General features: G+C 75.3%; 9 protein-coding genes, 2 tRNA genes and 1 other RNA gene. 3 read left to right on the top strand and 9 right to left on the bottom strand.

The features are described from left to right. The first annotated feature begins 25 nt into the window (after positions 1–25). Together NX801_RS24950 and NX801_RS24945 are read left to right on the top strand one after the other, a co-directional pair. Positions 26–628 (top strand): response regulator transcription factor, encoded by a 603-nt coding sequence (locus NX801_RS24950; protein WP_258790155.1) that lies wholly within the window; start codon positions 26–28, stop codon positions 626–628. Positions 629–650: 22 nt separating this feature from the next. Further along, positions 651–723 (top strand) — tRNA-Gly (locus NX801_RS24945). Between the two features lie 127 nt (positions 724–850). On the opposite strand, the gene NX801_RS24940 is transcribed toward NX801_RS24945, so the two are convergent. The 6 genes from NX801_RS24940 to ffs all read right to left on the bottom strand — a co-directional run bounded on the left by NX801_RS24940 (position 851) and on the right by ffs (position 10,331). Next, on the bottom strand, positions 851–1,750 hold the full coding sequence (locus NX801_RS24940) for a phosphoribosylaminoimidazolesuccinocarboxamide synthase (RefSeq protein WP_258790154.1): 900 nt from the start codon (positions 1,748–1,750) through the stop codon (positions 851–853). Positions 1,751–1,879: 129 nt separating this feature from the next. After that, positions 1,880–3,340 carry a N,N-dimethylformamidase beta subunit family domain-containing protein gene (locus NX801_RS24935; RefSeq protein WP_258790153.1) on the bottom strand — a complete coding sequence of 487 codons (1,461 nt, stop codon included), beginning with the start codon at positions 3,338–3,340 and terminating at the stop codon, positions 1,880–1,882. Positions 3,341–3,819: 479 nt separating this feature from the next. Beyond that, entirely contained in the window at positions 3,820–5,790 is a 1,971-nt protein-coding gene (locus NX801_RS24930) for a hypothetical protein (RefSeq protein WP_258790206.1), read from the bottom strand. Between the two features lie 551 nt (positions 5,791–6,341). After that, on the bottom strand, positions 6,342–7,592 hold the full coding sequence (purD, locus tag NX801_RS24925; protein ID WP_258790152.1) for a phosphoribosylamine--glycine ligase: 1,251 nt from the start codon (positions 7,590–7,592) through the stop codon (positions 6,342–6,344). A gap of 183 nt (positions 7,593–7,775) precedes the next feature. Then, positions 7,776–10,178, bottom strand: a complete 2,403-nt coding sequence (locus tag NX801_RS24920) for a DNA polymerase III subunit gamma and tau (protein ID WP_258790151.1) — start codon at positions 10,176–10,178, stop codon at positions 7,776–7,778. A gap of 54 nt (positions 10,179–10,232) precedes the next feature. Then, positions 10,233–10,331: signal recognition particle sRNA small type (gene ffs / locus NX801_RS24915), an RNA gene on the bottom strand. A 72-nt stretch (positions 10,332–10,403) separates the two neighbouring features. On the opposite strand from ffs, the gene NX801_RS24910 reads away from it, so the two are divergent. Continuing rightward, positions 10,404–10,491 (top strand) — tRNA-Ser (locus NX801_RS24910). A 461-nt stretch (positions 10,492–10,952) separates the two neighbouring features. Here NX801_RS24910 and NX801_RS24905 read toward each other — a convergent pair. From NX801_RS24905 to NX801_RS24895, 3 genes are all read right to left on the bottom strand, one after another. Continuing rightward, positions 10,953–11,675 (bottom strand): dienelactone hydrolase family protein, encoded by a 723-nt coding sequence (locus NX801_RS24905; RefSeq protein WP_258790150.1) that lies wholly within the window; start codon positions 11,673–11,675, stop codon positions 10,953–10,955. 216 nt (positions 11,676–11,891) lie between these two features. After that, the gene (locus NX801_RS24900; protein WP_258790149.1) at positions 11,892–12,809 is read right to left on the bottom strand and encodes an FAD-dependent oxidoreductase; all 918 of its coding nucleotides are present in this window, start codon (positions 12,807–12,809) and stop codon (positions 11,892–11,894) included. A gap of 175 nt (positions 12,810–12,984) precedes the next feature. Next, entirely contained in the window at positions 12,985–13,245 is a 261-nt protein-coding gene (locus NX801_RS24895) for a hypothetical protein (RefSeq protein ID WP_258790148.1), read from the bottom strand. Positions 13,246–13,745 lie beyond the last annotated feature (500 nt).

Genomic DNA, 13,745 nt, shown 5'->3' with positions numbered 1-13,745 from the left:
GCCCGGCGGCCCGGGCGGGGATGCCGTGCGGGTGCTGCTGGCCGACGACGAGCATCTGATCCGGGGCGCCCTGGCGGCGCTGCTGGGCCTGGAGGACGACCTGTACGTGGTCGCGGAGGCGGCGTCCGGACCCGAGGCGCTGGCGATGGCCCGCGCCCACCGCCCGGACGTGGCGGTGCTGGACCTCCAGATGCCGGGGGCGGACGGTGTGAAGGTCGCCACACTGCTGCGGTCCGAACTGCCCGGCTGCCGCACCATGATCGTGACCAGTCACGGCCGCCCCGGCCACCTCAAGCGGGCGCTCGCGGCCGGGGTGCGCGGCTTCGTCCCGAAGACCGTCAGCGCCCAGCGGCTGGCCGAGATCATCCGTACCGTGCACGCCGGAAACCGTTATGTGGACCCGGAGTTGGCGGCCGACGCCATCTCGGCCGGCGACTCGCCGCTGACCGTCCGGGAGGCCGAGGTACTGGAGCTGGCGGCGGACGGGGCGCCGGTCACGGAGATCGCCGCACGGGCCGCGCTCTCCCCCGGGACGGTGCGCAATTACCTCTCCTCCGCCGCCGCCAAGCTGGGTGCGGAGAACCGGCACACGGCGGCGCGTCTCGCCCGGGAGCGCGGTTGGGTATAGTGGTCCCCGCGCCACGGCGCATGCGGACGTAGCTCAGTTGGTAGAGCACCACCTTGCCAAGGTGGATGTCGCGAGTTCGAGTCTCGTCGTCCGCTCGGTGCACGAAGCCCCCGGTCCCCGGACCGGGGGCTTCGTCGTGCTCCCGCCACCGCCCGCGCCCCGGCCGGGCGGCCCGCCCGCGGGGGCGGGGGCTGCCCGGCCGGGAGGCGCCCTGCGGCGCCGCTACTGCCAGGGCACGCCGGTCAGCTGCTCGTACGCCTCCACATACCGGGCCCGGGTGGCCGCCACGACCTCCGGCGGCAGCGGGGGCGGCGCCAGCTCGCCGTGGCGGTCCCAGCCGGTGGACGGGTCGGTCAGCCAGTCCCGTACGTACTGCTTGTCGTACGACGGCTGGGGGCGGCCCGGCTCCCAGGTGGCGGCGGGCCAGAAGCGTGAGGAGTCGGGCGTCAGCACCTCGTCCGCGAGCACCAGCCGGTCGCCGTCGTAGCCGAACTCCAGCTTGGTGTCGGCCAGGACGATGCCGCGCTCCCGGGCGAGGTCGCGGGCCCGGCTGTAGACGGCCAGGGTTGCCTGGCGCAGCTGGGCGGCGGTCTCCGCGCCGACCTGGCGGGCGACCTCCTCGTACGAGACGTTCTCGTCGTGCTCCCCCACCGCCGCCTTGGTGGCGGGGGTGAAGATCGGCGCCGGGAGCTCGGAGCCGTCGCTGAGGCCCTCGGGCAGCGCGAGGCCGCAGACCGTACGCGAACGGTCGTACTCGACCAGCCCCGAGCCGGTGAGGTAGCCGCGCGCCACGCACTCGACCGGCACCATCCGCAGCGCCGAGCAGACCAGGGTGCGGCCCGCCCAGTCGGCGGGGGCGCCGGGGGGCAGCTCGGTGGAGATCACATGGTGCGGAACCAGGTCGGCCAGCCGGTCGAACCACCAGAGCGAGAGCTGGGTGAGCACCCGGCCCTTGTCGGGGATCTCGGTGGGCAGCACCCAGTCATAGGCGGAGATGCGGTCGCTGGCCACCATCACCAGGTCGCCCGCCTCGTTGCGGTACAGGTCCCGCACCTTGCCGGTGTGCAGATGCACCAGCCCCGGCACCTGCACCGGCTCGGGCTTTTCGACGAATCCGGTCACGGTTCCCTCCGGTGTTTCTCTCCAGTCGGCTCCGATTCTCCCGCATGGCCCGGACCGCTTCCGCCCGGGGGCGGCCGGTCGCGCGCCCGGGCGCTCCTCAGGGGTCGGGCGGTCCTTCGGGTGCCGGGTCTAGTCGCGTTTGCAGATCCGGTCCAGCAGGTTGGCGGTGGCGCGCTGGATACGGGGATCGACATGGCCCGGCCGGTCCAGCGCCGGGGACCAGGCGAAGGTGCCGGAGGCGAAGACCAGGGCGCCGGAGGGGGCCCGGTAGAGCGAGGTCTCCTGGAACCGGGTGGCGCCCTCGCTGTCCCGGTACGGCGAATGGGCGAGCAGGATGCGGCTCTCGTGCTCGGGCAGCGCCGTGCGCGGGAAGTACCGGTCGGCCTCCCCGGCGACCAGGCCGGGCAGCTCGTCGCCCTCGCCCGCGCCGGTGGCCTCCCAGAGCCAGTGGTCGGCGTTGCGGACGACCAGGGGGTGCGGCTCGGGCACCCGCCCGGCGTACTGGATGCCGAGCAGCTGCTGCTCCGGGCGGTCCACCTCGCGCCAGAGCGCCGGTCTGCCGGGGCCGCGCCGCTTGCGGCAGCTGAGCAGCCGGTCGGGCTCCCCGGACGGCGACGGCGACAGCTCCACCTGCCAGTACATGGTGTTGGCGGAGAGGAACACCAGCGAGGTGCCGTGGTCGCGGGCCTGCTCGACGGTACGGCGCATGGGCACCGACCAGTACTCGTCGTGGCCCGGGAAGATCAGCCCCCGGTAGCGGGTGGGATCGACCCGGCCGGCGTGCAGGTCCCGGGCGTCCGCGTAGGCGAGGTCGTAGCCGTACCGCTCGGCCCAGCGGATGAAGTCGTACGCGTGCCCCACATGGAGCGGCAGCCCGGCCCCGGCGTAGGGCCGCTCGAACGAGACGGTGGTCGCCGCGTCCTCCTCGCCGAGCAGCCGGCCCTCCTCGTCCCAGGCGTGGTAGAGGCTCGCACCGGTGTGGCCGTCCTCCGGATAGAGGTTGTACGCCTGCCAGGTGATGTCCGGGAGCAGCAGGAGCAGGTCGGCGGGGTGACTGTCGCGGACGGTGAACGGAATGTGGGAGCGGTAGCCGTCCAGGGTGGTGAGGACGGCCACATAGGCGCCGATCGGCCAGTAGTCCGGCACCTGGAGCCGCGAGGACTGCCACCAGTTGTGGCAGGAGACGGTGCGGTCGGCGGTGAGCGGCGCGGGCTGGACGATGCCGGAGACCCGCGGACTGGTGATGATCTTGGACGCGCCCTCGCCCGCGTAGTGCCCGATCCGGTAGATGTCGAGCGAGAACTCCTGGGGCGGGTTCACCGTGACATGGAAGTCGATGGCCTCACCGGGCGCCACCGCCCCGGAGGAGGCGAAGCCCTTGATCTGCCGGCGCACATCGTCGGCGGAGCGGGGCCCGCCGGTGCCGCCACGGGCGTAGGTCTCGTCCGCGTACCAGGGCACGACCTGCCCGGTGTCGTCGAAGTACTGCTCGGAGCCGCGCAGCCAGGGCAGCGGGCCCTGACCGAACGGGTCACTGACGGCGTGGGCGAGCGCGCCCGATTCCCACCGCCGGATCTGTGCCGCCCCCATGGTGCCCCTCCCTCGGTTCCCCCGTGACCGGTGTCTGACCTGCTGCCGCTGGACTGCTGAGCTTCTCAACTGCCGGACTACTGAACTGCTGAACTGCTGAACTGCTGGGTCTGGGCCTCTGAACGGGTCTCCGGACTGCCGGGCTGCTGGATCTCTGGAGTGCTGGACCGCTGAACCGCAACCGCCGAACCGCTGGATTTCCGGACTGTTTTCTCGCGCTCGGTGGTGTGCGGACCGTGGCGTCGCCCCCGTCCGACAGCTCGGCCGGCCCGGCCACCCGACCGGTCCCGCCGGGGCCCGGGCCGGCAGGCCGGACGGCGGTCACCCGTCCGGCCGACCGATGACCGGTCGGCGAGGACTCAGCACATCACATTACGCACCCATCCCGTCACCGTACGGCGCTCTTCAGCGTGATCGGAACGGTGCATTCCGCTCAGCGCGCGCCCCCTGCCCCTTTCACGCCCCCGCGCGCTGCCCCGTCATCCGAGACGGACGGGCAGTTCCGGACGTATGCCGATCGAGGCCAGCCAGGCGAGGAGCGGTTCGGGATCGGCGTCCTCGACCAGGGCCAGGACCCCCGGTCCCAGATCCGACCGGCGCTCGCCGTCGACCAGCAGGGCGGGTCCGTCCAGCCAGTCCAGCCCCGGGGCGGCACCGGCGGTGTCGACGGCCGCGCAGCAGACCATGGCGGTCACATGGTCGGCCAGCAGCTCCCGCCCCGTGCGCGGCGGCCCCAGCGGGAACAGCGGCAGCGGGTCGCCGCCCAGCAGTTCGGGCAGCGGCGCCGGCGAGGACATACCTCCGGTACCACCTGGGTCCGGGTCGGCGGGGCGCGCCCCGGCGGCGGGACACCGCTCGGCCGTCTCCGGATCGGCGGGACACCGGTCCGGGGCGGGCGCGTGCGGGGCCGCGCCGGGCGTGGAGCGGGCGGACCCGGTGGCCCCGGCGGCACCCGGGGCCGGGGCCGGGTCGGGCGCCGGGCTCGGAGCCGTACCGGAAGCCGGGGCCGTACCGGAAGCCGGGGCCGTACCGGAAGCCGGGGCCGGGGGCGTACCGGCGTCCGGGAGCGCGTGGGCGGGGGCGCCGCCGGGCGCTCCGGGAAGTCCGGGAGCACCGAGTGCGGAAGCACCGGGAGGGCCAGGGGCGCCGGGGAGGCCGGGGGCGGTCTCCTCGCGGGCCAGCTCCGCGCTGATCGCCGCCGCCAGGGTCTCGCCGTTGCGGGCGGTGGCCAGGTGGTCGAGCACCCGGGTCAGGGTGGCCTCCGCGCCGCGCCGGACGCCCAGCCGGTCCAGCACCCGGTGGAGCCGGGCGGCCTCGGTGCGCCACTTGCGGTCCACCACCTCCTCCGGGTAACGCTGCCAGTCGACCGGGGCCCAGCCGGGCCCGGACGCCGGGGGGCCGCCGTGGAACAGCCGGGCGGCGAGCAGCGAGGTGGCCTCGTCCACCGCGCCCGGTTCCTCCAGCAGGTCGCAGGCGGGCCGCTCACCCAGCCGGGAGGAGAAACCGTCCGCCGCCAGCCGGTCGCGGCGGGACAGCTCGGTGAGCGCCGAGACCACGCCCGCGTCCAGCCGGGACGGCCAGCGCCCCATCCGCCAGGCGGGCAGCGCGACCCGGGTGAGCAGCCGGTCCCAGCCGGCGTACGCCAGCCCGACCTGCTCCTGGGCGACGATCCGCATCCCGTAGTCGACCGTCCGGGCCCGCTCGGAGGCGGCCGCCGCCACGCCCCGCTCCATCTCGGCGGCGTGGACCGCGCAACTCCGCAGCAGCGCCCGTACCACCGCGCCGACCAGCCGGCAGGCCGGCCGCCGCAGCGGACCGGTGTCCGGCCGGGCGGTCGCCGCCGCGGCCGCGTCCAGCCCCCGGACGAACCGGCGGGCGGCGGCTATGTCGGGGTGGGCGGAGGGCCCCGTGCCGGCGACGACCGGGGCCAGCACCGCCCGCAGCTCGGCCACCCGCATCCACCACAGGAACGGGGAGCCGATGACCAGCACGGGAGCGCCGCCGGCCGGTCGGCCCCCGGTGCCACCGGCCGGCCGGTGGGCCGGGTGCGTACGGTCCTCCAGCCAGCTGTCGCAGTCCGGGGTCAGCGCTATCGCGGAGGGGGCGGGCACCTCCAGCCGGCCGGCCAGGTCCTGGACCATCCGGTACAGATCGGGGGCCGACTCGCGGCTGAGCTGGACCGTGGGGCTGAGGGCCGGCCGGGCGCGGGTGATCACCGCCGCCACCGCGCCCGCCACCGCCAGCACCACCACGGCCACCGCCGACACCGCCCAGCGGGCCGTGTCCCAGCCGGGGCCGGGCAGCCGGCCCAGCGCTCCGCCGGCCAGCAGCACCACGGCGAGGGCCGCCGGGAGCAGCGCCAGCGCCGTCGCCCGGGCGCGCACCCGCAGCACCGCGAGGGCCCGGGCGTGCGCGGCCCGCGCGCCCCGCTCGTCACCCGGACCGGACATGCCGGAACCGCTCGCCTCGCTCGTACCGGTTGTGGACACGGCCGTACGTCACCCCCTCCCGCCCTGCGGCGGACTGCCTCGCGGTGGTGTTGGTCACTCCCCCACTGTGGCACCCGTCACTGACATCGCAATGCCGGTGGGCCAAGTGCCGGAACATGCCGGAACGCCTGCGCGGCACCCTAGTTGGGGCGCCGGCAGGCGTCATTCGGATGGCCTAGCGGTCACTCGATGGAATGGCTTTGGGCAAAGGTGATGCGCTTCCCGGAACCGCGGGGTTCACTCCCCCGCGCCCTTGCGCACGCCCCGGGCTTGTGCGCGACCGCGCGTCCGCACACCGCCCGCATCTCCGCCTGTGCTCCCGACCGTGTTCCCGGCCGCACTCCCGCTCGCGCTCCCGCCCGACCGCGCGATTCCCCCGGCCGTACGACCGCCCGACCACCCGATGGTCCGAGGTGCAGTCCGTACGACCGCACGGCCATGCCCCCCCCTTACGCATGAGCGGCCGAGCGAATGTGCGCCCCGCGCGACCGCCCGGTCGCGCGTTCGCGGGTTCACTCCCCGGCGGCCTCGCGCGCGATGTCCGTACGGTGCTGGGCGCCGTCCAGCCGGATGCGGGCCACCGCCGCGTACGCCCGCTCCCGGGCCTGGGTCAGGTCCTTGCCGGTGGCGGTGACCGAGAGCACCCGGCCGCCGGCGCTGACCACCGCGTCGCCCTCCCGGCGGGTGCCGGCGTGGAGGACGTACGCGTACGGGGCGTCCTCCGCCGCCACCTCGTCAAGCCCCTCGATCGGGTCACCGGTCCGGGGGGTGCCGGGGTAGTTGTGCGAGGCCACGACCACGGTGACGGCGGCGTCCTCGTGCCAGCGCAGCGGGGGCTGGTCGGCCAGGGTCCCATCGGCCGCCCGCAGCAGCGGCCCGGCGAGCGGGGTGCGGAGCCGGGCCAGCACCACCTGGGTCTCGGGGTCCCCGAAGCGGGCGTTGAACTCGATGACCCGTACGCCCCTGCCGGTGATCGCCAGGCCCGCGTACAGCAGACCGGTGAACGGCGTGCCCCGGCGGCGGAGTTCGTCCACGGTCGGCTGGAGGACGCTCGCCAGCACCTCGTCCACGAGCTTGGGATCGGCCCACGGCAGCGGCGAATAGGCGCCCATGCCACCGGTGTTGGGACCCTCGTCGCCGTCGAGCGCGCGCTTGAAGTCCTGGGCCGGGGTGAGCGGCAGCACGGTGGTGCCGTCGGTGATCGCGAAGAGCGAGACCTCGGGGCCGTCCAGATACTCCTCGATCACCACCCGCTCGCAGGAGAGCGCGTGCGCCCGTGCCTGCGCCGCGTCGGCGGTGACCACCACGCCCTTGCCCGCCGCCAGACCGTCGTCCTTGACCACGTACGGGGCACCGAAGGCGTCCAGCGCCCGGTCGATCTCCTCGGGCGTGGCACAGACGTAACTGCGGGCGGTGGGGACGCCGGCGGAGGCCATCACGTCCTTGGCGAACGCCTTGGAGCCCTCCAGCAGCGCCGCCTCCCGGGACGGGCCGAAGCAGGGGATGCCGGCCGCGCGGACGGCGTCGGCCACCCCGGCGACCAGCGGCGCCTCCGGGCCGACGACGACCAGGTCGGCCGCCAGTTCACCGGCGAGGCGGGCGACGGCGGCGCCGTCGAGGGCGTCCACCGGGTGGAGCTCCGCGACCTCCGCGATTCCGGCGTTGCCGGGCGCGCAGTGCAGAGCGGTGACGTCGGGATCGAGGGAGAGGGAGCGGCACAGGGCGTGTTCGCGGGCGCCGCCGCCGATGACGAGGACCTTCACGGCAGCCAGGGTAGCCCGCGGCGCGGGGTGCCCCTTGTGCGGGCCACCGAGGCCCCCGCCGCCACGGCTTTGGAGCTTCCTCCAGAGACTGTCCCGTTCCGGGTATGCCGGCCAGGCCGGACCCGGTTTCGGTCCGCCCGGTCCGGGCCGATCCGGTCCCGACCGGCCCGGTCCCCGGCGTCCCTACTGGTTCGGGTACTCCTCCACCACGGTCGCGCCCAGCTCGCGGACGATCAGGTCGTGGCCGGAGAGCGCGTTGTCGACCAGGTCCGGATCGTCGTCCTCCGGCATGTCGTCCTCCAGCGCCACCGGGGGCGGGCTGCCGGGGCGCGGCGGCGCGGGCTCGGCCGGGGGCCGGGACCGCTCCGGGGACGCCTCCCGGTACTGCTCCGGCGCGGGCCGGGGTGCGGCGGCCGGGGCGGACGCCGGGGCCGGCCGGGCGCCACCGGGGGCCGGGGCGGCGGGGGTGGCGGCGCCGCCGAACGCGGAGGAGCCGGCCGGGGCGCCGCCGGATCCGGAGCCACCGCCGTGACCGCCGCCGCTGCCGTAGGCGCTGCTGCCGCCGGCCGGTGCGGTGCCGAATCCGCCGGGACCGCCGGCCGCGGGCGCGCCCCCGCCGCCGAAGCCGCCCTGGCCGCCGCCGCTGTAGCCGCCGGTGCCGCCGGAGCCCGGGCCGCCGCTGCCGCCGGACGGATCGACGATGGCCTCGATCTTCCAGTGGACGTTGAACTGCTCGGCCAGCGCCTGCTTCAGCACGTCCTCGCTGCCGCTGCTCGTGAAGTTGTCGCGCGCGCCGGCGTTGAGGAAGCCGAGCTGGAGGGTGGTGCCGTCGAACCCGGCGACCTGCGCGTTCTGGCTGAGCAGGATCCAGGTGAAGCGACGCCGGTTCTTGACCGCCTCCAGGATGGAGTCCCACATGTTCCGCACCTGGGCGGCGCCCTGCGCCATCCCCGGCTGCGCCTGCCCCTGCCCCTGGCTCTGTCCCTGGCTCTGTCCCTGGCTCTGTCCCTGGCCGGGCTGGGGCTGCGGCGGCTGGGCCGGCTGCGGGGCCTGCTGCTGGGGCGCGGGCGCACCCTGGCCGGGCGCGGAGGCGGTGGGCCAGCCGCCGGGCTGCCGGCCGGGGGCGCGGGAGCCGGGCGACGAGGCCGACGGCCAGGCCCCGGGGCGCCCGGCCGGCGGAGCCTCCTGCGGCTCGGGCTCCCCGGTCTGCTGGGGCGCGGACTGCTGGGCGCCGGCCGGCTGCTGCTCGGGCGCGGCGGCGGGCGGTGCCTGCGGCTCGGGCACGGGGGCGGGCACCGGGGCCGGGCCCCCGACGGGCGGTACGGGGGCATGGGCGCCGGGCCCGGGGGCGTACCCCGGCACGGGCCCGGGCGGGGGCGCCTGGAACACCGGGGCGCCGCCGCCGGGCATGCCGCCCGGGGCCAGGGCGGCGCCGCGCTCCAGCCGGTCCAGCCGGGCCAGCAGCGAGCGCTCGTCGTCGAAGGCCGCGGGCAGCAGTACCCGGGCGCAGATCAGCTCCAGCTGGAGCCGCGGCGAGGTGGCGCCGCGCATCTCGGTGAGGCCCTCGTTCACCAGGTCGGCGGCCCGGCTCAGCTCGGCCGCGCCGAAGACCGAGGCCTGGGCCTGCATCCGCTCCACCACGTCCTGGGGCGCGTCGATCAGCCCCTTGTCGGTGGCGTCCGGCACGGCGGCCAGGATCACCAGGTCGCGCAGCCGCTCCAGCAGGTCGGCGACGAACCGGCGCGGATCGTTGCCGCCCTCGATGACCCGGTCCACCACCTCGAACGCGGCCGCCCCGTCCCCGGCGGCGAAGGCGTCCACCACCGCGTCCAGCAGGGAGCCGTCCGTATAACCGAGGAGCGCCGTCGCCATGGCGTACGTCACACCGTCCTCGGCGGCGCCGGCCAGCAGCTGGTCCATCACGGACATCGAGTCACGCACCGACCCGGCCCCGGCCCGCACCACCAGCGGCAGCACCCCCTCCGCGACCGGGATCTTCTCCTCGCCGCACACCACACCCAGGTAGTCCCGCAGCGTGCCGGGCGGCACCAGCCGGAACGGGTAGTGGTGGGTGCGCGACCGGATCGTCCCGATGACCTTCTCGGGCTCGGTGGTCGCGAAGATGAACTTCAGGTGCTCCGGCGGCTCCTCGACCACCTTCAGCAGGGCGTTGAACCCCGCCGATGTGACCATGTGGGCCTCGTCGATGATGTAGATCTTGTACCGGCTGCTGGCCGGCCCGAAGAACGCCTTCTCCCGCAGATCACGGGCGTCGTCCACGCCACCGTGCGAGGCCGCGTCGATCTCGATCACGTCGATCGAACCCGGCCCGTTGCGCGCGAGGTCCTGGCACGACTGGCACTCCCCGCACGGCGTCGGCGTGGGGCCCTGCTCGCAGTTCAGACAGCGCGCCAGGATCCGGGCGCTCGTCGTCTTCCCGCACCCGCGCGGCCCGCTGAACAGATACGCGTGGTTGACCCGGTTGTTCCGCAGCGCCTGCTGCAGGGGGTCGGTGACATGCTCCTGCCCGATGACCTGACCGAAGGTCTCGGGGCGGTAGCGGCGGTACAGCGCGAGGGACGACACGCATACGACGATATCGGGCCCCACCGACAACCGGCCCGGCCCGCTCCCTCCCCCAACGCAAGCGCCCCCCACGCACCCGCCAGAGCCGACCTACCCTTGCTGCCTTCCGGCCCTGGGGGAGTTCAGTCAGATAGCGCCACGTGAGGGGCTCCGCACAGCCTACCCGATCCACCCCCCGGCGAACGAGTTCGCGAGCACGCCTCAACGTCTTGTATTGTTTGCGGCGGAGGATTCGCCTAGAGGCCTAGGGCGCACGCTTGGAAAGCGTGTTGGGGGCAACCCCTCACGAGTTCGAATCTCGTATCCTCCGCCAGTGCCTCACCGGGCACGATGTCGAAGGGCCCCACCGTTCGCGGTGGGGCCCTTCGACGTTCACCGGTCGCGGTCCCGGGCGGTGAGGGCGCTCTCGCCCGTCGCGCTCCGCGGGACCAGGTCCTCGATGCGGACGGGCCCCCGCTGCGGAAGGTACGGCGGGGCGCGAACCAGTCCGCGTGAGTCGCGCCACAGGGGACCCGCGGCGGCCGGCGCCCTCGACGCTGGGGCAGTGGCACTCGCTGTTCGGTCGCACTTCCGGACCGCGAGGCGCCGGGCCGCCGCGGCTCCGCGCACGAGAACGGAAGGCCCCTGTACCGGCTTTGCCCGTCGTGGGCCCCTGCCGAGCCGGCAGGGGCCCACGACGCGGCGAGCCGGGGGAGCCGGGGCCCGTCCCCGACCGACGAGCGGCGTCCTGGCCGACGACCGCTCAGCGTCCGCTGACCGCCCGGCGGCCTGGGCTCACTTCAGGTGCCGGTCGTAGAACCGGCCCGCGTCCTCCACCTCGAACCACGGGGTGCCGATGTGCCCGCCCATGTTGGCGTGCAGCGTCTTCTCTCTGCTGCCGAAGGCGTCGAACAGGTCCAGGGCCCGCTGCCGGGGGTTCCCTTCGTCGTCCCACTGCAGCAGGAACAGCAGCGGGACGGTGACCTGCCGGGCCTCCTGGCGCTGGGCGCGGGGCACGTAACCCCCGGCGAAGAAATCGGCGGCCGCGATACGTGGCTCGGCCACCGCCAGCCGGATGCCGACAGCGGTCCACCCGGAGTACCCGACCGGGCCGCCGATCCCGGGCAGTGCGAGGAGGGCGTCCAGGGTGGCCTGCCATTCCGGGACCGCCTTGTCGACCAGCGGGCCGACGAGGGACTCGAAGATCTCGTCGGCCGGCTCACCGGTCCGCATCGCCCGGCGGAGGTCGGCGCGGGCCTGCTCGTCGGCGGCGGAACGGGGACGGTCACCGCATCCGGGAGTATCGATGGTGGCCACCGCGTAACCGCGTGTCGCGGTGTGCCGGGCCCGGGCCACCAGCCGGGGTTGCCCCTTGGGCAGGCCGTTGTTGTGGGCCATCAGGATCAGCGGGACCGGTGCGGCGGCTTCGGGTGTCCACAGGGTGCCGGGGATCTCGCCGAGGGTGAATTCGCGTTCGAGGACGCCGTCATCAAGACGCTTCTCGGAAGTGAAACGCATGGTCGTGCCTTTCGGGAGTGCTCTTGAACGGCGCTCCCGGACGACCTATCGCCCGACCATGACCCCGGAGGGGAGCACCCATGTCGATACTGCGTTCACGGGTACCACCTCCTCGTCGTCTCGCACGGCCTCGGGGAACGTAGCAGTGGTCGCGGTGGCCCGCTAAGCGGTTTACCGCGCGGGCTCCGCTCCGGGACGGCCAAGGGACCACGGCGTTCAGGGGGTGTTCTCGTCCGGCAGGTCGCGTGCCGAGTAGTAGGCGCGCAGGGCGGCTTCGGTGCCGGAGCCGAAGGCGGTCATGACGCGCTGGAAGCAGGCGGAGCGGAGGTCGCCGGCGACGAGGACGCGGGGGTGCTGGGCGGCGGGCGGGCAGTGGCCGGACGCGTCGCGGACGAGGTCGCCGGGCGGGGCGGCGGGGGTGTTGCCGAGGTTGAGGAAGACGGCGTCCGCCGTGACGGTGCGGTGGCCGCCGGAGCGGTCCAGGAGGCGGGCCGCAGGTGGGTGGAGGGTGAGGTGCCGGACGGGGAGGAGGACGACGCGGGGGTCGTGGCGGATCTCCTCGGTCTTGTAGTCGTCGGCCTCCGGGTACGCCGCCAGCAGGCGGGTGCCGGTGGCCGGGTGGGCGCGCAGGAAGGTGCCGAGGGGGCGGTCGCCGCCGAGGACGAGCAGGGTGCGGCCCTCCGCCTCGGTCGCGTCGGCCTGCCAGAGCGCGGGCAGGGCAGGGCCGACCGGCGCGGTGATCCAGGGGACGTCCCGAGGCCGGCGGGGACCGGTGCCGGTGGCGACGACGGTGTGCGGGGCCGTGAGGCGGAGACCCGTGTACAGCGTGACCGTGACCCGGTCGTCGTGGGCGCGGACCTCGGTGGCGTACCGGCCGAGTGCGAGGCGGCACAGTTCGGTGCTCCGCAGCTCGGCGGCGATGGTGCCGGCGAGTCCGGGCCCGCTGGTGTGACCACCGAGGACGTTGTCCAGCGCCGGGATGCGGTGGAGGGTGCGGCACAGGGCTTCCGGCTCGACCAGGACCGAGCGCATGCCGACGCTCGCGGCCATGCGGGCGGCGGCGCAGCCGGCCGGGCCGCCGCCGACGACGATCAGATCGGTGTCGGGGGTGCCGGGGGTGCGGGGTGGGCGCACGGGGTCAGTCGAGGCCGAACCGGGAGGGGGCCGGCCCGGCCGGCTCGTCGTCCACCCGCCGCGGGTCGGATTCGAGCGGCATCGTGCGTCTCCGTTCTCCGGACGGGAAGGCCGGGCGGGGAGGGTCGTCCGGTACGCCGGAGGGTGGCCGGCGCCGAGCGGCGGTGTTCTCACCTTAGGGGGCGGGAGCGGTCTTCGCGGGGGCGCTGCCGAGACAGGCGAGGGCGGCGGCGGTGGCGGTGATGCCGTGGCGGAGGGTGGGGTCGGGGGCGGGCGCGAAGTCGGGGGCGTGGTTGGCCGGGAGGGCGGCGGTCTTCTCCTGCGGGGCGGTGCCGGGGGCGGCGCGCCAGTCGGTGGCGGCGACGGAGCCGAGGAACCAGTAGACGGTGGTGGCGCCGTCCCGGGCGAACCGCCCGAAGTCCTCGCTCGCCGGCATCGGGGACGCGCGGGCCGCCCGAGTGACCGCCCGGGGCGCCCGCGTGACCACCTGGGGCGCCCGGACGCGCCTGTGATGCCGGGAAGGGGCGTCTGCCGGGTCGGTGCGCCGGTGTGTGCTCCCGTGAGGTCCTCGATCCGGTGGGCCGTATGCCGGTCAGGAGCGGTGCGGCGGCCGGTTTGTGGGTGGGTGGGGAGAGGGGGCGTGGGGTGGGTGGGACGGGAGCATGGGGGGTTGGACCGGGGTGGGGGCGAGGAAACCCGAGTTCTCGCCAAGTGCGGGCAGGCGTTCGGTTGCGCGTGTCAGTTGGTACGGACTTTCTCTGACGTGGGAGGGAGGGCGCGGGCGCGGCACGGAGCCGGCGGGGCGGGGCGGGCCCGGCGCGGGGGGGGGGGGGGGGGGCGCGGGTCCCGGGGGGGGGGCACCCGGGGGGTTTCGGGTTTCCCGGGAGGAAGAAGAGGATGGGGGGAACAACCCCCCCCCAGGGGGCGGTCTTCGGC

The organism is Streptomyces pyxinae, assembly GCF_024756275.1.
In the GTDB taxonomy this organism is placed as follows: Bacteria; Actinomycetota; Actinomycetes; order Streptomycetales; family Streptomycetaceae; genus Streptomyces; species Streptomyces pyxinae.
Note: the sequence above shows the minus strand (reverse complement) of the source record. Positions and strands in the feature narration are given on the sequence as shown.